18 protein-coding genes are annotated in these 15,881 nt (G+C 70.7%); 13 read left to right on the forward strand and 5 right to left on the reverse strand.

Features of this window, described 5'->3' with window-relative positions; genetic code table 11:
• Positions 1-2: 2 nt before the first annotated feature.
• The 8 genes from ACIA8R_RS48455 (at position 3) to tsaD (ending at position 6,006) form a co-directional block, all read left to right on the forward strand.
• Entirely contained in the window at positions 3-1,058 is a 1,056-nt protein-coding gene (locus tag ACIA8R_RS48455) for an alpha/beta hydrolase (RefSeq protein WP_357705885.1), read from the forward strand.
• On the forward strand, positions 1,058-1,510 hold the full coding sequence (gene tsaE, locus ACIA8R_RS48460) for a tRNA (adenosine(37)-N6)-threonylcarbamoyltransferase complex ATPase subunit type 1 TsaE (RefSeq protein ID WP_352362852.1): 453 nt from the start codon (positions 1,058-1,060) through the stop codon (positions 1,508-1,510). Before ACIA8R_RS48455 ends, tsaE begins: the two co-directional genes overlap by 1 nt.
• Before the next feature lie 172 nt (positions 1,511-1,682).
• Positions 1,683-2,387: a hypothetical protein gene (locus tag ACIA8R_RS48465; protein ID WP_397044678.1), complete on the forward strand. Its 705-nt coding sequence runs from the start codon at positions 1,683-1,685 to the stop codon at positions 2,385-2,387.
• 3 nt (positions 2,388-2,390) lie between these two features.
• The gene (locus tag ACIA8R_RS48470) at positions 2,391-2,927 is read left to right on the forward strand and encodes a class F sortase (RefSeq protein ID WP_357705883.1); all 537 of its coding nucleotides are present in this window, start codon (positions 2,391-2,393) and stop codon (positions 2,925-2,927) included.
• A 10-nt stretch (positions 2,928-2,937) separates the two neighbouring features.
• Positions 2,938-3,867, forward strand: a complete 930-nt coding sequence (locus ACIA8R_RS48475) for an aminoglycoside phosphotransferase family protein (protein ID WP_397044680.1) — start codon at positions 2,938-2,940, stop codon at positions 3,865-3,867.
• A gap of 27 nt (positions 3,868-3,894) precedes the next feature.
• Entirely contained in the window at positions 3,895-4,539 is a 645-nt protein-coding gene (tsaB, locus tag ACIA8R_RS48480; protein WP_397044682.1) for a tRNA (adenosine(37)-N6)-threonylcarbamoyltransferase complex dimerization subunit type 1 TsaB, read from the forward strand.
• 11 nt (positions 4,540-4,550) lie between these two features.
• Entirely contained in the window at positions 4,551-4,982 is a 432-nt protein-coding gene (gene rimI, locus ACIA8R_RS48485) for a ribosomal protein S18-alanine N-acetyltransferase (protein WP_357705917.1), read from the forward strand.
• A complete protein-coding gene (gene tsaD, locus ACIA8R_RS48490) occupies positions 4,975-6,006 on the forward strand; it encodes a tRNA (adenosine(37)-N6)-threonylcarbamoyltransferase complex transferase subunit TsaD (protein WP_352318676.1) in 1,032 nt (343 codons plus the stop codon). The genes rimI and tsaD overlap by 8 nt, the downstream gene beginning before the upstream one ends.
• Before the next feature lie 61 nt (positions 6,007-6,067).
• Here tsaD and ACIA8R_RS48495 read toward each other — a convergent pair whose 3' ends face one another.
• The 3 genes from ACIA8R_RS48495 to ACIA8R_RS48505 all read right to left on the reverse strand — a co-directional run bounded on the left by ACIA8R_RS48495 (position 6,068) and on the right by ACIA8R_RS48505 (position 9,790).
• The gene (locus ACIA8R_RS48495; RefSeq protein ID WP_357705880.1) at positions 6,068-7,876 is read right to left on the reverse strand and encodes a hypothetical protein; all 1,809 of its coding nucleotides are present in this window, start codon (positions 7,874-7,876) and stop codon (positions 6,068-6,070) included.
• Between the two features lie 195 nt (positions 7,877-8,071).
• Positions 8,072-9,253, reverse strand: coding sequence for a methyltransferase domain-containing protein (locus tag ACIA8R_RS48500; protein ID WP_397044684.1), 1,182 nt, complete (start codon positions 9,251-9,253; stop codon positions 8,072-8,074).
• A gap of 42 nt (positions 9,254-9,295) precedes the next feature.
• The gene (locus tag ACIA8R_RS48505) at positions 9,296-9,790 is read right to left on the reverse strand and encodes a MarR family transcriptional regulator (RefSeq protein ID WP_357705878.1); all 495 of its coding nucleotides are present in this window, start codon (positions 9,788-9,790) and stop codon (positions 9,296-9,298) included.
• Positions 9,791-9,894: 104 nt separating this feature from the next.
• Between ACIA8R_RS48505 and ACIA8R_RS48510 the strand changes: the two genes are divergently transcribed.
• The 5 genes from ACIA8R_RS48510 to ACIA8R_RS48530 all read left to right on the forward strand — a co-directional run bounded on the left by ACIA8R_RS48510 (position 9,895) and on the right by ACIA8R_RS48530 (position 14,435).
• The gene (locus ACIA8R_RS48510; RefSeq protein WP_364085836.1) at positions 9,895-10,749 is read left to right on the forward strand and encodes an NAD-dependent epimerase/dehydratase family protein; all 855 of its coding nucleotides are present in this window, start codon (positions 9,895-9,897) and stop codon (positions 10,747-10,749) included.
• A gap of 171 nt (positions 10,750-10,920) precedes the next feature.
• The gene (gene groES, locus ACIA8R_RS48515) at positions 10,921-11,235 is read left to right on the forward strand and encodes a co-chaperone GroES (RefSeq protein ID WP_226899011.1); all 315 of its coding nucleotides are present in this window, start codon (positions 10,921-10,923) and stop codon (positions 11,233-11,235) included.
• Between the two features lie 69 nt (positions 11,236-11,304).
• A complete protein-coding gene (gene groL, locus ACIA8R_RS48520) occupies positions 11,305-12,924 on the forward strand; it encodes a chaperonin GroEL (RefSeq protein ID WP_364085840.1) in 1,620 nt (539 codons plus the stop codon).
• 678 nt (positions 12,925-13,602) lie between these two features.
• Positions 13,603-14,238 (forward strand): sigma-70 family RNA polymerase sigma factor, encoded by a 636-nt coding sequence (locus tag ACIA8R_RS48525; RefSeq protein WP_090930520.1) that lies wholly within the window; start codon positions 13,603-13,605, stop codon positions 14,236-14,238.
• The gene (locus tag ACIA8R_RS48530; protein ID WP_357705875.1) at positions 14,235-14,435 is read left to right on the forward strand and encodes a hypothetical protein; all 201 of its coding nucleotides are present in this window, start codon (positions 14,235-14,237) and stop codon (positions 14,433-14,435) included. Before ACIA8R_RS48525 ends, ACIA8R_RS48530 begins: the two co-directional genes overlap by 4 nt.
• Here the strand turns inward: ACIA8R_RS48530 and ACIA8R_RS48535 are convergent.
• Both ACIA8R_RS48535 and ACIA8R_RS48540 read right to left on the reverse strand, forming a co-directional pair.
• The gene (locus tag ACIA8R_RS48535; protein ID WP_090930411.1) at positions 14,396-14,773 is read right to left on the reverse strand and encodes a DUF5319 domain-containing protein; all 378 of its coding nucleotides are present in this window, start codon (positions 14,771-14,773) and stop codon (positions 14,396-14,398) included. The genes ACIA8R_RS48530 and ACIA8R_RS48535 overlap by 40 nt on opposite strands.
• 39 nt (positions 14,774-14,812) lie before the next feature.
• Positions 14,813-15,823, reverse strand: a complete 1,011-nt coding sequence (locus tag ACIA8R_RS48540) for a LuxR C-terminal-related transcriptional regulator (protein WP_357705874.1) — start codon at positions 15,821-15,823, stop codon at positions 14,813-14,815.
• Positions 15,824-15,881: the final 58 nt, after the last annotated feature.

Raw genomic sequence — 15,881 nt, forward strand, 5'->3', positions numbered from 1 at the left:
ACATGACGACGACGACAACACGGCGGCGCAGGGTCGGGATCGCCGGCGCGATCGTCGGAGCGGCGTCGGCCGGTGTCGCGGCGGCGGCGCTGGCCAAGCGCTACGCGGTCGGCCGGATCAGGCTGCGGCACGACGAGGAGGCCAGCGAGCCGTTCGGCGAGCTGCGCGGCAGGGAGCGCACGCTCGTCACCTCCGACGGGGTGGCGCTGCACGTCGAGATCGACGGCCCCGAGGACGCGCCGCTGACGATCGTGATGTGCCACGGCTACTGCCTCAACCTCGAATCGTGGCATTACCAGCGCAAGGACCTGCGCGAGAACTACCGTCTGGTGTTGTGGGACATCCGCTCCCACGGCCGTTCGCAGCGCGGCACGGCCGACGACAGCACGATCGACCGGCTGGGCCAGGACCTCGCCGAGGTGATCGAGGAGTTCGTGCCCGGCCCGTGCGTGGTGGTCGGCCACTCGATGGGCGGCATGACGATCATGGCGCTGGCCGACAGCCACCCTGAGCTGTTCGGCGGGAAGATCCGGGCGGCCGCGCTCATCGCGACCTCGGCGGGCAAGCTGGCCGAGCTGACGCTGGGGCTGCCGGCGATGGTGTCCAAGGCCGTGCACAAGGTGGCGCCGTCCACGGTGTCGCTGCTCGGCAGGAAGGGCTCGCTGGTCGACAAGACCCGGCACGCGGGCAGCGACATCGCCTTCCTGATCACCCGCTACATGGGCTTCGGCGACTCCGCGAACGTGAGCCCGACCGTGGTCGACTTCGCCGAGTCGATGATCAGGCAGACCCCCACCGAGGTGTTCGCCGCCTTCTACCCGGCCCTGATGAACCACGACAAGCTGTCCGCGCTGCACGTCCTCGACCCGGTCCCGACCGCCATCGTCTACGGTGAGCGCGACTGGCTGACCCCGCCCGACCACAGCAGGGCCATCGCGGCGGCGCTGCCCAAGGCGCAGGTCACCGAGATCCCCGACACCTCCCACCTGATCCAGCTGGAACGCCCGGGGATCGTCAACGACGCGCTGCGCGACCTGATCAAGCGAGTGGAGTTGTAGTGCGACTGGCGACAGCGGAGGACATGCGGGCCTACGGCGCCCGCCTGGCGGCCCACCTGCGGCCCGGAGACCTGATCGTGCTGTCCGGCCCGCTCGGCGCGGGCAAGACCACGCTGGTCCAGGGCATCGCCGAAGGTCTCAAGGTACGCGGGCCGATCACCTCGCCCACCTTCGTGATCGCCAGGGTGCACCCGTCGCTGCGGCAGGGCCCGCCCCTGGTGCACGCCGACGCCTACCGGCTGGGCGGCGACCTGGAGGTCGACGACCTCGACCTCGACGCCTCGCTGGAGGAGTCGGTCACCGTGGTCGAGTGGGGCGAGGGCCTGGTCGAGGGGCTGGCCGAAGACCGGCTGGAGATCCACATCGACCGCGAGACCGGCGACGACGCCCGCCTGGTGACCCTGCGCGGGGTGGGCGACCGGTGGGCCGACACGCCGTCTGATCCGGCCTAAGGCTAAAACGTCCGTCAATTCCTGGCAAAGCTGGCACCCTTGACGTACCTGTCCGAAGACATAAATCATGATCGTTGGTCAGGGATTTGCCCAGAATTTCTGGGTATCAGGAGGGGCGACATCCACTTTTTTGGTGGATGCTGGGTGCAAGACGGCAAAGTGGGGTGCGGCGGTGCTCAGGGTCAGGCGAGTCGCGTACGCGGGTGCCATCATGGTGGTCGGGCTGACCGGGTGTGCGGCCTCGGCCGAGACCACACCGACAGCCACACCGACGGCCACAGCCACCACGTCCACCACCGCCACCACGACGGCGACGACGACGGCGACGACCACGGCGACGACCACGGCGACGGCCACGCCGGCCGCCAAACGGCCGAGCATCGCGGTCCAGCTCAACCCCGACCGGGTCACCGCGGGCGAGACGTCCAAGGTGTGGATCCTGGCCAACTGCCCGGTGCCCTCCGGCGGTCCGGCCCACACCGGCACCGCGACCTCGAAGGCGTTCATCAACGGCGTCCCGCTCAACCCCGTGCCGGCCGGATCGGCCTCGCCGACCGCGACCGGCACCCCGGCCAACGGCTCGCCCTGGGTCCGGGGTGAGGCGACGGTCTCGGGCACGGTCAAGCGCGGCTCCTACACCGTCGACGTCAAGTGCGACGGCACCAACGACGTCGGCAAGGCCACGATCAAGGTGGTCAGGGCCGAGGCCGAGCCGACCGGCGTGCCGACCAAGGCACCCAGGGCCGGCGGCGGCGGCACCTTCGGCCGCGACGTCGACGACGAGTCCTCGATCCCGCTGGGCCCGGCCGGCGCGCTGGTCGCCCTGGTCCTCGTCGGAGGCGCGGTCGTGGTGGCCAAGCGGCGCAGCCGGGCGTGACGGATGGCACGTCCGGGTCGGGTGGTGCTCGCGGGCGCCGTCACGGGCCTGCTGCTGGTCGCCTTCGGCAAGAGCATGCAGAACTCCTCCACTCCCGCGGCGAGCGTGGTGCCCAAGAGCATCGACATCCCCTCGCTCGACCTTGAGGCCCCGCTGATGAAGCTCGGGCTGAGCAAGGACGGCGAGGTCGAGCTGCCGCCGTACGAGAAGCCGAAGGTGGCCGGCTGGTACAGCGGCAGCGCGGTGCCCGGCGAGAAGGGCGCCTCGGTGATCATCGGCCACGTCGACACCAAGACCGCCCCCGCCGTGTTCTACAAGCTCAGGCAGTTGCGCAAGGGCGAGACCGTCAAGGTGGAACGCAGCGACGGCAAGGTCGTCAGCTTCAAGGTGGACGCCATCGAGCAGGTCTCCAAGGACAGCTTCCCGGCCCGCCGCGTGTACGTCGACGACGGGCTCAAGCTGGTGACCTGCGGCGGCAAGTTCGACTCCGCCAAGGGCGAATACGTCGACAACATCATCGTCTACGCCTCCAAGGCTTGATCATGGAGGTATGAGCACAGACAACAACCCGCCGGCGTCCGGCTCCCGTGTGCCCTGGGAAGAGGTCCACCCGCTGGTGCGCGAGGCGGTCGAGGGCTTCCTCGGCGACCAGGTCGTGGAGGCCGTCACCCAGGAGGGCGGCTTCTCCCCGGCGGCCGCCGTGCGCCTGCGGACGAGCGACGGACGGCGCGTGTTCGTCAAGGCCGTCGGCCCCGAGCCCAACCCCGACAGCGTGCGCATCTACCGCTCCGAGCTCAGGAACGCCGCCGCGCTGCCCGAGTCCGTCCCCGCGCCGAAACTGCTGATGGCGTTCGAGCTGGAGGGCTGGGTGGCGCTGGTCTTCGAGGACGTCGAGGCCGTGCACCCCGCGATGCCCTGGCGGCGCGACGAGCTCGACCGGGTGCTCACGGCCGTGAAGGAGATGGCCGCCGCGCTCACCCCGTCGCCGATCGAGGCGCCCGCGATCGGGGAGGTCATGGACAAGTCCTTCCGGGGCTGGCGCACCCTCCTGGCCGAGGACGCCGCCGGGCTCGACCCATGGGCGGCGCGCCACCTGGCCGAGCTGGCCGAGCTGGAGTCCGGCTGGGCGACGGCGGCGGCCGGCGACACCCTGGTCCACGCCGACGTGCGGGCCGACAACGTCTTGCTCACGCCCGACCGCGTCTACGTGGTCGACTGGCCGTGGGCCTGCCTGGCCGCGCCCTGGTACGACCAGGTGGCCATGCTGCCGTCGGTCGGCATGCAGGGCGGTCCCGCCCCGCACGAGCTGTTCGACGACCCCGACCCGGCGGTCACCGCGGTCATCGCGGCCATCACCGGCTACTTCGTCCGGCAGGGCCGGCAGCCGGATCCGCCGGGGCTGCCCACGCTCAGGGCGTTCCAGCGGGCGCAGGGAGTGGTCGCCCTCGACTGGCTGAAACGGCGTACCGGCTGGGTGTGACCCGTCCGGCGGGTAGGCTAAACAGTCGTGCTGGTCCTGGCCTTTGATACCGCGACGCCCGCCGTCACCGCCGCCCTCCACGACGGTGAGCGGGTGCTCGCCGAGTCCACGACGATCGACGCCCGCCGCCACGGCGAGCTGCTCGTCCCCACCATCGAACGCGTGCTGACCGAGTCCGGCGCCGCCCTGCGTGACGTGACGGCCATCGTCGCGGGCAGCGGCCCCGGGCCCTACACGGGCCTGCGCGTCGGTCTGATGACCGCGCAGGGGCTCGCGACGACGCTCGCCGTCCCCGCGTACGGCATCTGCACCCTCGACGCGGTCGCCTACGGCAGCGGGCTCGGCGAGCCGTTCCTGGCCGCCACCGACGCCCGGCGCAAGGAGGTGTTCTGGGCGCGCTACCAGGACATGCGCACCCGGATCGACGGCCCGTTCGTCGACCGGCCCGCCGACGTGCCCGTCGAGGGCCTGCCGGTGGTGGGCGCCGGCGCCGCGCTCTACCCCGACGTCCTGGGCGGCCATGACGCCCCGCCCTACCCCTTCGCGGGGGCGCTGGCCGCGCTGGCCGCCGAACGGCTGGCCGCGGGCGTGCCGCTCGACCCGCCGCGGCCCATCTACCTGCGCAGGCCCGACGCCGTGGTGCCGGGCGCGCCCAAGAGGGTGACGGCGTGAGACTCCGGCCGATGACCGAGGCCGACCTGCCGGCGGTCATGGCGATCGAGCGGGCCATGTTCCCGCTCGACGCGTGGAGCGAGGGCATGATGCGCGGCGAGCTGGCCGACATGCCGCGGTCGCGCCACTACCTGGTGGCCCTGGCCGACGACGAGATCGTCGCCTACAGCGGCATCGCGGTCGCGGCCGACCAGGCCGACGTGCAGACCATCGCCGTGCTGGAGAAGCACCAGGGCACCGGCATCGGCAGCGCGATGCTGACCGAGCTGCTGGCCGAGGCGCGGCGCAGGGGAGCGCGCGAGATCTTCCTGGAGGTGCGCGCCGACAACCCGCGCGCCCAGGCCGTCTACCGGCATTTCGAGTTCGAGGAGATCGGCACCCGCCGCCGCTACTACGACGACGGCACCGACGCGATCATGATGAGAAGGAAGCTGGATGGCTGACGCACCCCTGGTCCTGGGCATCGAGACGTCGTGCGACGAGACCGGCATCGGCATCGTCAGAGGCCACACGCTCCTCGCCAACACCATCGCCTCCAGCATGGACGAGCACGCCAGGTACGGCGGCGTGGTGCCCGAGGTCGCCTCCCGCGCGCACCTGGAGGCCATGACGCCGACCGTTGAGGCGGCGCTGGCCGAGGCCGGGCTCAAGTTCTCCGACATCGACGCCATCGCCGTCACCGCCGGGCCGGGCCTGGCCGGTGCGCTGCTGGTGGGCGTGGCCGCCGCCAAGTCGTACGCGCTGGGCCTGGGCGTCCCGCTCTACGGCGTCAACCACCTGGCCGCCCACGTGGCCGTCGACCAGCTCGAACACGGGCCGCTGCCCAAGCCGTGCATCGCCATGCTGGTCTCGGGCGGTCACTCCTCGCTGCTGCTGGTGCCCGACGTGGCCGAAGACGTCATCTCGCTCGGCTCGACCGTCGACGACGCGGCCGGCGAGGCGTTCGACAAGGTGGCCCGGGTGCTCGGGCTGCCCTTCCCCGGCGGCCCGCACATCGACAGGGCCGCCCGCGAGGGCTCGGGCACCGCCGTGACCTTCCCGCGAGGCAAGATCGACGACGGCACGCTCGACTTCTCCTTCTCCGGGCTCAAGACCGCCGTCGCCCGCTGGGTGGAGGCGCGCGAGGCGTCCGGGCAGTCGATCCACGTGCCCGACGTGGCCGCGTCCTTCCAGGAGGCGGTGGTCGACGTGCTGACCCGCAAGGCGTTGCAGGCGTGCAAGAAGTACGACGTGCACGACCTGCTGATCGGCGGCGGCGTGGCGGCCAACTCGCGGCTGCGGGCGCTGGCCCAGGAGCGCTGCGACGCGGCGGGCGTGCGGCTGAGGGTGCCCCGGCCGGGGCTGTGCACCGACAACGGGGCCATGGTCGCCGCTCTGGGGTCCGACCTGGTGGCGGCGGGGGTCACGCCCTCGACCCTGGAGATCCCGGCGGACTCGTCGCTGCCGATCACGACGGTCCACGTCTGAGCCCTGGCGGGCCGGGAAGGCCGGCGGTGCGGCGCGGGTGTGCCACACCGCCGGGGCGGCGTCAGTCTTTCGTCCTGGTGGGCCGGAGCAGGGCCTCGGCCAGCACCAGCATGGTCTCCTCCAGCGCGGCCAGCCGCTTGGTGAGGTCGTCGGTGGCGGGCTGCACGATGCCGCTGACCGTCTCGCTCAGCTCGTCGCGGTCGGGCCTGGAACGCACCAGCTCGGTCAGCGTGTCGGCGGCGGCCGACAGGCGGTCGGCCTGCGCGCCGGCCTGCGACTGGATCAGCTCGCCGACCCGCTCGGGGATGGCCAGGGCGGCCGGTAGCTGGCTGACCTGCTGGTTCATGGCCTGGATGCGGTCGTCGACCGACTCCAGGTGCTCGCCGGCCTGATCGGCGCGGGCGGCCAGGCCGTTGAGGTGGGTGTCGAGGCCGTTGAACCGGCTGTCGAGGCCGCTGAACTGCCCGTCGAGGGTGTCGAAGCGGGTGATGAGGTGCTCCTCGGCCTCGACCAGCCGCTCGTCGATCGACTCCATCTGGTTGTCGAGCTTGTTGAAGCGGCCCTCGCTGCGGACGGCGGTCTCGGTGAGGCGCTGGTCGGTGCCCGAGGCGCGCTCGTCGAGCGAGCCCAGGCGGCCGTCGAGGGCGTCGAAGCGGTCGTCGTGGCGGACCAGGTGGCCGTCGATGGTGCCCAGGCGCTTGCCGAGGCCGCCGAGCTGGCCGTCGACCGAGGTGAGGCGCTTGTCGACGCCGCTGATGCGGCCGTCGACGCCGTCGAGCCTGGTGTCGATGTCGGCCAGGCACTCGTCGGCCGACTCCAGCCGCCCGTCGAACCCGGTGAGCCGGGTGTCCAGCCCCAGGAGCCGGCCCTCGACCCGGTCGAGCCGGGAGTCGACGCCGTCGAGCCGCCCGCTGAGCCGCAGCTCGCTCTCCCCGAGCTGGACGGCGAGGTGTCGGTCGGCCTCGTCGAGGCGGGCGGTGAGCCGCTGCTCGACGTCGGACAGCCGGCCCGTGAGCCGCTGGTCGGCCTCGTCGAGCTGGGCGGCCAGGCGTTCGTCGGCGCGGTCGAGCCGCTCGTTCAGGCGGTGGGTCAGGCGCTCGTCGGTCTCGTCGAGCCGGCCCGCCAGGCGCTTGTCGGCCTCGTCGAGGCGGGCGGCGATGTGCAGGTCGGTGTCGTCGAGCCGGCCGGTCAGCCGCTGCTCGGCCGCGTCGATCTTGACCGCCACCTGCTGCGACGTGGCCGCGACGCTCTCGGCCAGCTCGCCGACCACGCCCTCGACCCGTTCGGTACGGCCCGACAGGTCGGCCACCGACTTGTCGAGCCGGGTGAAGCGGCTGGCCGCTGCCTCCATGCTGGAGTTGAGCTGCGTCAGCTTGGCGGCGAAGTCGGTCATGCCCTGCGTGATGCCGTCGGTGGTGTCGAGCACCGTCTGCAGGCGTTTGAGCGCCTCGTCGACGGCCTCGCCCACGGTGCCCAGATCCGCCCACAGGCTCGGCAGCTCGGCCACCGGCGCGACCCGGGCGTCGACATGGCCGATCTTCTCCCCGACGGCGTCGACGTGGTCGCGCACGGCCTCGACGTGCTGGGCCAGGCCCTCCGCCCACATCGGCGGCTTGGCGGTGATGTCGTCGAGCCGCCCGCTGACCGATTCGAGGGTGCCGCTCAGACCGCCGAGCTCGCGTTCGCGCACCTCGCGCAGCAGCCACTCCATGCCTTCCAGCCGCTGGCGGATCTCGTCGAGCACGGCTCCCTGGGTGCGCTGCTCATAGACATGGTCCTGGGCGGCGCGCGCAAGGAGGTCTCGCATCCTCTCGGAGATGGCGGACTGGCCGCCTGCCTGCAGAAGGGTGGTGTGGTTGGAATGGTCCACCGAAAGGCTCCTTCGCTCGCCGACGGTCTGCCGCGCAGCGGTGGGATAGGTCCGGTTTGCAGATGAAAAGGCGAGTACGCGGGTTACCGCATAAGGGGGAGAACTCCCGCCCGTCCACCTTAGCCTTTCGATCAAGGTCCGGCAGGGCCACAGTGAAAGATCGTATTTAGCGGAAGAATGACCGCTTTGGTTTGTTCAGGCAGGTGAGATGGGGTTGCAGATGATAACCGAAGGCTTATCGAGAATGCGGGTCAGGATAATGACCACCGAGTTCTCGCCGGAAAGTCGGAGATCGGTTCGCAGGCGTTCGATGTCGACCGCCGACGCGCGTTTCTTGATGGTGACATTGCCGATCCGGCGTTCGCGCAGGGCCGCGCGGAGCTTTTTCAGTGAGAACGGCATGACCTCGTCCACCTCGTATCCGGCGGCCCAGGGGGTGTGTCTCGGCTCGTCGGCGGTGATGTAGGCGATCATGGGGTCGGCCAGGCGTCCGTCGATCATTTCGGCCACCTCGCCCACGAGGTGGGCCCGGATCGCGGCGCCGTCGGGCTCGTAGACGTAGCGGCCCATGGGGCCGACGGGGGCCTGCACGCCGGTGGCGGTCAGGGTGTGCCCGCCGGGGAGGAGGGTGGCGCGGCGGGCGAGGTCGGTGCCGTCGGCCGGACCGTCCTCTGGGCCGGTCCAGAGGGTGGCCTCCTTGACCTCGCCCTTCCAGGAGACCCATTCGGCCTCGGCGCCGTCGGGGATGAACTCGTACGGGATGCCGGGGGCGACCTTCAGGCAGGCCCGCGGGGCCCGCGCGACCAGGTCGAGCACGACCGGCCAGGGCGGCGAGTAGGCCATCGGGTCGAACGTCCGGCCCTTGCCGCTGCGGCGGGCCGGGTCGGCGAACAGCGCATCGTACTCCTCGGGCCGGACCTGCGCCGCGTCGCCCGCGCGCACCCGCACCCGGTCGGCCAGCCCGAGCGCGTCGGCGTTGGCCGTGGCCACGGCGACGGTCAGCGGGTCGAGGTCGACGGCGTCGACCTCGCAGCCGGCGCGGGCGAGCGCCAGGAGGTCGCCGCCGATCCCGCAGCAGGCGTCGATCACCCGGGCGCCGCCCATACGGCGGGCGCGGTGGTCGGCGACCTCCCGGCGGGTGGACTGTTCCAGGCCGTGCGGGGTGAAGTACATGACCGCGGCGTCCGCGCCGAACTTCGCCCTGGCGCGCTCGCGCAGCGCCGCCTGCGTGAGCGCGGCGGAGGTGAGCGCCGCGTCGTAGGTGCGGCGCAGCCTGGTCGCCGCCGCCACCGGATCAGTCCCGGTCAGCTCGGCGGCCTCGGCGAGCGCCCGCTGCCCGTGCGGGGTCAGCAGTTCGCCGAAGGCGTCGAGATCCATGTACGCACTCCGCTCTCGGGATCGCTCACAACTCGGGACGGCTCACAGGGTGGTGTCGCCCAGGGACACCAGGAGCGTGCGCAGCAGCCCGGCCAGGGCTCCGCGCTCCTCCTCCGACAGCCCGGCGAGCAGCCGCTCCTCGTTGGCGGCGTGCAGGACGAGCATCTCGTCGGCGACCCTCCTGCCCTCGTCGGTGAGGGCGACCAGCGTCATGCGGCGGTTGTGCGGCGCGGGCCAGCGGTGGACGAGGCCGCGCCGGACCAGGTGGTCCATCCGGTTGGTGAGCGCGCCGGGGCTGACCATGGCGGAGGAGGACAGGTCCTTCATGCACATGGCGTCGGCGCCGCTGCGCAGCAGCGTGGCCAGCATGTCGAACTCCCACGCCTCCAGGCCGTGCTCGGCGAGGAAGTCCTTCACGCCGCGCTCCAGCAGGCGCGAGGCCCGTGAGACCCGGCCGATCACGCCCATCGGGGACACGTCGACGTCGGGCCGTGTCCGTGCCCACTGTCCGAGTATCGCGTCGACCGCGTCATCCACGGGGATCACCCTACCAAAGCTTCGACGTTGAAATGTTCGGGGTCGTGCGGTAGTGTCCACGACGTCGAAATGTTCAACATGGAAATGTTCGAGGTAGGTTCATCATGAAGGTGCTGGTGCTGGGCGCGACAGGTTACATCGGCGGCGCTGTGGTCGAGCGGCTGGCCGATCAGGGGCACGAGGTGGCCGTCCTGGTGCGGCCCGCCGCCGACGGGTCCAGGCGGGTGCCGGGCGTGGCGGACGAGCGCTACGGGGACCTGGCCGACACTGCCGCGCTGGCCGCCGCGATCACCCCGGACATCGACGCGATCGTGGTCGCCGCCCAGCTCGGCGGCGACAAGGAGGCCGACCTCGCCTCGATCGGCGTGCTCGTCGCGTCGGGCCGGAAGGTCGTCTTCACCAGCGGCGTGTGGGTGCTGGGAGCCACCGCCGAGGGGCACGAGGACAGCCCGGCCGACCCGATTCCGCTCGTGGCGTACCGGCACGAGATCGAGCGGCTGGTCACCGACGGCGGCGGCTCGGTGATCCGGCCCGCCGTCGTCCACGGGCGCGGCGGGGGCATCCCCGCCCTGATGCGCGCGCAGGCCGCCGAGCGCGGCGCCGGCGTGTACGTCACCGCCGGCGGCGAGCCGCACACCTGGACGTTCGTGCACGTCGACGACCTGGCCGACCTCGTCGTCGCCGTCCTGGAGAGGGGCGGCGCCCGCGTCTACCACGGCATCAGCGAGGAGGCCGTGTCCGTCGCCGACGTGGCCGAGGCAGCGGCCCGGTCCGCGGGCGTCAAGCCGCAGGCCGAGCCCTGGCCGGTGGCCGAGGCGGCCCAGGTGCTGGGGGAAGGCTTCGCCGAGGCCCTGGCGCTCGGCCAGCGCGTCAGCGCGACACGCACGCGCGCCGAGCTCGGCTGGAACCCCTCCCGGCCCGGTGTCGTCGCCGATCTGGTGGAGGGCTCCTACGTCTGATCGCTCTGAGCAGACGCGTTCGTGTTGACTGTCAAGGCCCTCTTGCATATGTTTCCTGTTGGCACTCTCACCTTGAGAGTGCCAACGTGCGACGAGGCAGGTCTGACACCCGCGACGGCAGGCCCCGCTGGTCGCCTCTTCTAGATCATTCAAATCTGAAGGGGAGGTCCGATCGTGACGACCGCCACCAAGGTTCCCGTTAAGCCGCTCGGCGACCGCATTGTGGTTCAGCCGCTTGAGGCAGAGCAGACCACCGCTTCCGGTCTGGTCATCCCGGACACCGCCAAGGAGAAGCCGCAGGAGGGCAAGGTCCTCGCGGTGGGCCCCGGCAACTGGGATGAGGACGGCGACAAGCGCATTCCGCTCGACGTCTCCGAGGGCGACGTCGTCCTCTACAGCAAGTACGGCGGCACCGAGGTCAAGTACGGCGGCGAGGAGTACCTCGTGCTCTCCGCCCGCGACGTTCTCGCGATCATCGAGAAGTAGGCCGGTTGTGTCGAGCCCCGGGCGCTCTTGAGGGCCCGGGGCTTTCGACGCCAGGAGAGGACTTTCAGCATGGCGAAGATCCTGCAGTTCGACGAGGACGCCCGCCGCGCGCTTGAGCGCGGTGTCAACGCCCTCGCGGACGCCGTGAAGGTAACCCTCGGCCCGCGTGGCCGTAACGTCGTCATCGACAAGAAGTTCGGTGCGCCGACGATCACGAACGACGGTGTGACCATCGCTCGTGAGATCGAGCTGGAGGAGCGCTACGAGAACCTCGGCGCCCAGCTCGCCAAGGAAGTAGCCACCAAGACCAACGACATCGCGGGCGACGGCACCACCACCGCCACCGTGCTGGCCCAGGCCATGGTCCGCGAGGGCCTGCGCAACGTGGCCGCCGGCGCCTCGCCGCTGTCGCTCAAGCGTGGCATCGACAAGGCCGCCAAGGAGATCAGCGACCGGCTGCTGGCCAGCGCTCGCGAGGTGGGCGACAAGAAGGAGATCGCCAACGTCGCCACCATCTCCGCCCAGGACGCCAAGATCGGCGAGCTGATCGCCGAGGCGTTCGACAAGGTGGGCAAGGACGGTGTCCTCACCGTCGAAGAGTCCAACGCCATGGGCATGGAGCTCGAGTTCACCGAGGGCATGCAGTTCGACAAGGGCTACCTGTCGGCCTACATGGTGACCGACCCCGAGCGCATGGAGTCCGTCCTGGAGGACGCGTACATCCTGCTCACCCAGGGCAAGATCTCCTCCATCGCCGACTTCCTGCCGCTGCTGGAGAAGGTCGCCCAGACCAAGAAGCCGCTGCTCGTGGTCGCCGAGGACGTCGAGGGCGAGGCCCTGGCCGTCCTGGTCACCAACAAGATCCGCGGCACCTTCACCTCCGTGGCCGTCAAGGCCCCGGGCTTCGGTGACCGCCGCAAGGCGATGCTCCAGGACATGGCCATCCTCACCGGCGGCCAGGTCGTCAGCGAGGAGGTCGGCCTCAAGCTCGAGCACGTCGGCCTCGAGGTGCTCGGCACGGCCCGCCGCGTCGTCGTCACCAAGGACGCCACGACCATCGTCGACGGCGCCGGTGACCAGCAGGCGATCGAGGACCGCGTCAAGGAGATCAAGATTGCCATCGAGCAGTCCGACTCCGACTGGGACCGCGAGAAGCTGCAGGAGCGCCTGGCCAAGCTCGCCGGCGGTGTGTGCGTGCTGCGCGTCGGCGCCGCCACCGAGGTGGAGCTGAAGGAGAAGAAGCACCGTCTTGAGGACGCGATCTCCGCGACCCGCGCCGCGATCGAGGAGGGCATCGTCTCCGGCGGTGGCTCGGCCCTCATCCACGTGGGCAAGGAGCTCGACGACCTCGGCCTGACGGGCGACGAGGCCACCGGTGTCGGCGTCGTGCGCCGCGCGCTGGTCGAGCCGGCCCGCTGGATCGCCGAGAACGCCGGCCTCGAGGGCTACGTGGTGACCCACAAGGTCGCCGAGCTGCCCGCCGGCCAGGGCCTCAACGCCGCCACCGGCGAGTACGTCGACCTGGTCGCCCAGGGCGTCATCGACCCCGTCAAGGTGACGCGGTCCGCGGTGCAGAACGCGGCTTCGATCGCGGGCATGCTCCTGACGACCGAGGCGCTCGTGGTGGACAAGCCCGAGGACGAGGCTCCGGCCGCCGGCCAGGGCCACGGCCACGGCCACGGTCACTGACCCGCCTGGTTCCCCCGCGCCTGTACGGCCCGCACCGGTTCCCTCCGGTGCGGGCCGTCGGCGTTCCCGGCCCCCTCTGATTCCTCCGAACGCGGGCCGTCGGCTTCCCGGCCGTTCCGGCTGCTCCGGACGTGGGTCGTCACGCGGGTTGTCGGCCTTCCCGGCTCAGCCCCCGACCTCTCCGGGTGCGGGCTCTCGGCTTCCCTGGGCCCATCCCGCCCCCCCGGTGTGGTCTCAGGCCGCCTTCACCTCGTGTCGGCTTCTCTCGAGTTGTCGCGACCGCTCAGATGCGGTCCTGGCGCGCCGAGCCCTCTGGTGCGGGGTGCCGGCCCTTCCAGCCTGTCGCGGTCCTTCCGGTGTGGGCTGTCGGTGGCTTTCGGGCGCGCCCCGAGGGGTGGGAGGCGTTCGGGTGGGGCCGGAAATACGGTTGGGGCTCCTGGTGGCTGAGGGCATGCGGTGAGAAAAAGTGAGGGAAGAGGTGGATTATGGGAGTAAACCGGGAGTGGAGGTTAAGCGTCGGGGGCTGGCAATTGTCGTGCATTTCGGGTTATCAGGTGAAATATTATGTCAGCTCTTAAGGCTTAGTGTGGTCATTCGATTACTGGTAGTTATCGCCGCTTCAATGTGACCAATCCGTAGCCGTTCGCCATGGGGACAGGCCGGATCAGTGCGGGCATCATGCCTATCGTGAGCGAGGGAAGCGTCGCCGACGCCAAAATTGGGGTAAGGCTCGCGTCGAGACTTCCGGCACGAACGGATGACTCCGACCTAAGGGAACTGACGAGCCTCGCCGTGCAGGGAGATCGCAGTGCGATCGAATCTCTGCTCGGGGAGTTGCGTCCCATGGTGGTGCGGTATTGCCGCGCCAGGCTGGGCAGGGTTTCAGGGCAATATCACATTGCCGATGACGTAGCCCAGGAGGTGTGCATCGCGGTGTTGTCCGCGTTGCCGCGATACCGGGACATGGGGCGCCCTTTCGCGTCCTTCGTGTTCGGGATCGCCTCGCACAAGGTGGCCGACGCGCTGCGCAGCTCGGTGCGCTCGGCCGTGCCCACCCAGGACCTGCCTGACGGGCCCGACGACGGCCCGGGGCCCGAGGAGACGGTGGTCCGCTACATCGAGGTCGAGCACGCGCGCAGACTGCTGGCCAGGCTGCCCGACAACCAGCGGGAGTTGCTGCTGTTGCGGGTGGTGTCGGGGCTGTCCGCCGAGGAGACCGGTAATGTACTCGGTATGTCACCAGGTGCGGTCCGCGTAGCCCAGCATCGGGCGCTGGCCAGGTTGCGGCAGATGGCCGAGCTGGAGTCGGCTTGACGCCGGAGGACGACGAGCTCCATGCGCTCCTCGAGGCCGACGACCTGCGTAAGACCGACGAGCTGCTCGACGCGGTCGCACAGGGCCGGGCGCGTGACTCGTCCGACCCTGCGGTGCGGTTGCTGGGCGCGCTACTGGACGATGTCTCGGAAGTCGATCAGCGGCGCTCCTCCGTGTCGATGACGCCGTCGACGTAGCCTCGGGCGTACTCCCAGCTGACGTAGTCGGCGGGGTCGGGGTGGAAGGCCGGCTCGTGCACCTGCGGCTGGCCTTTCTCGATCATCTGGCGAAGGTTGCCGCGCAGCAGCTCCCAGTCGAAGAAGTGCTGCTCGCCGCACTCGGGGCAGTCGAGCACCAGGCCCAGCACCCCCTGCGGTTCGAGCAGGGAGCGAAAGACCTCGACGTCTGCCAGGTCGGTGATGGCCTCGTCGCGCTCGGCCGCGGTGAGTGGCTCGGCGTCGTCGAGAGCGCCCATCGCCGAGGACGGGTCGTTCGGGTCGTCCGCGAACGGGTCGCGGGGGACGTCTTCCAGCACCTTCCCACCATATGACCGAAGCGGCCCCGGCGGAGAGTATTAGCTGAGCCATCCCCGTCTGGCGGCCTCCACGCCGGCGTGGAAACGCGACTGCGCGCCCAGCTCGGCCATGGCGTCGGCGAACCTCGCGCGTACGGTCCGGACCGAGACGCCGAGCTGGCGGGCGATGGAGTCGTCGCACACGCCCTGCGCGGCCAGGCGCAGCACCTGGACCATCCCGTCGCCCCTGCGCCCCCAGGGCAGGGGCACGGCGCGGCCCCACAGCTCGTGGAACAGCGAGCGCAGCACGCCGACGACGATCGGCGTGCGCACCAGGTAGAAGTTGTAGGCGTGGTCGGGCAGGTTGCCGCCCCAGAGCGCGGGCAGGCCGGCGACCTCGGGCCCGGCCGTCATGAACCAGCTCGGCACCCGGTCGAGTGTGCGCACCTTGCCGCCGGTGTCGAGCAGGCGGGTGAGCTGCTCGCGTACGCCCGGCAGGCTCAGCGTGGAGACCGGGATGATCACCTGGACGGTAAGAAGCTGCCGTTTCTGCGCATCAATCCATGGGTCCGCAAATTTACGAACAAAATCTGCCATTGTGCGCTCGTCGGGGATTGCGGTCAACAACTCCATCGGTGGCGATTGCACGGCTATGCCGACGACGCTCTCGTAGAGCACGTCCGCGCCGTTCACCATCTCCACCGGAAATGTTCCGCTCTGATAATCGCGACCGGCGTCGTAGTCGTGGATCAGCCCGCGGATCGAGCCGAGCGCGGAATCGATCCTGCGGCTCTCCTCGGCCAGCCGGTCGAGCCGCTCGGCGATGACCCGGCCGAGCGCCGCCGCCGGGTGCCTGGCCAGGTACTCGCCGGACTGCTCGTCGACCACCCCCAGCTTGACCAGGTCGTCGAGTTGGCGTCCGACCTTCTCGACGGGGCCGTCCATGGCCTGGGCGAGGTCGGTGCGCGTGGCTCTGTGCAGGCGCAGCAACGCCGTGTACAGGGCGGTCTGCGCCGGGTCGAGGCCCAGCGTCTCGAAGGGCTCTGCAACACGCCGAGGCTGGTTTCGCATTATGGGCGGCTCCGTCGGGGGGACACGGGCGTGCCGCGAGGATAACCCCCTGCCGCGT

Source organism: Nonomuraea sp. NPDC051191 (genome assembly GCF_044455665.1).
In the GTDB taxonomy this organism is placed as follows: Bacteria; Actinomycetota; Actinomycetes; order Streptosporangiales; family Streptosporangiaceae; genus Nonomuraea.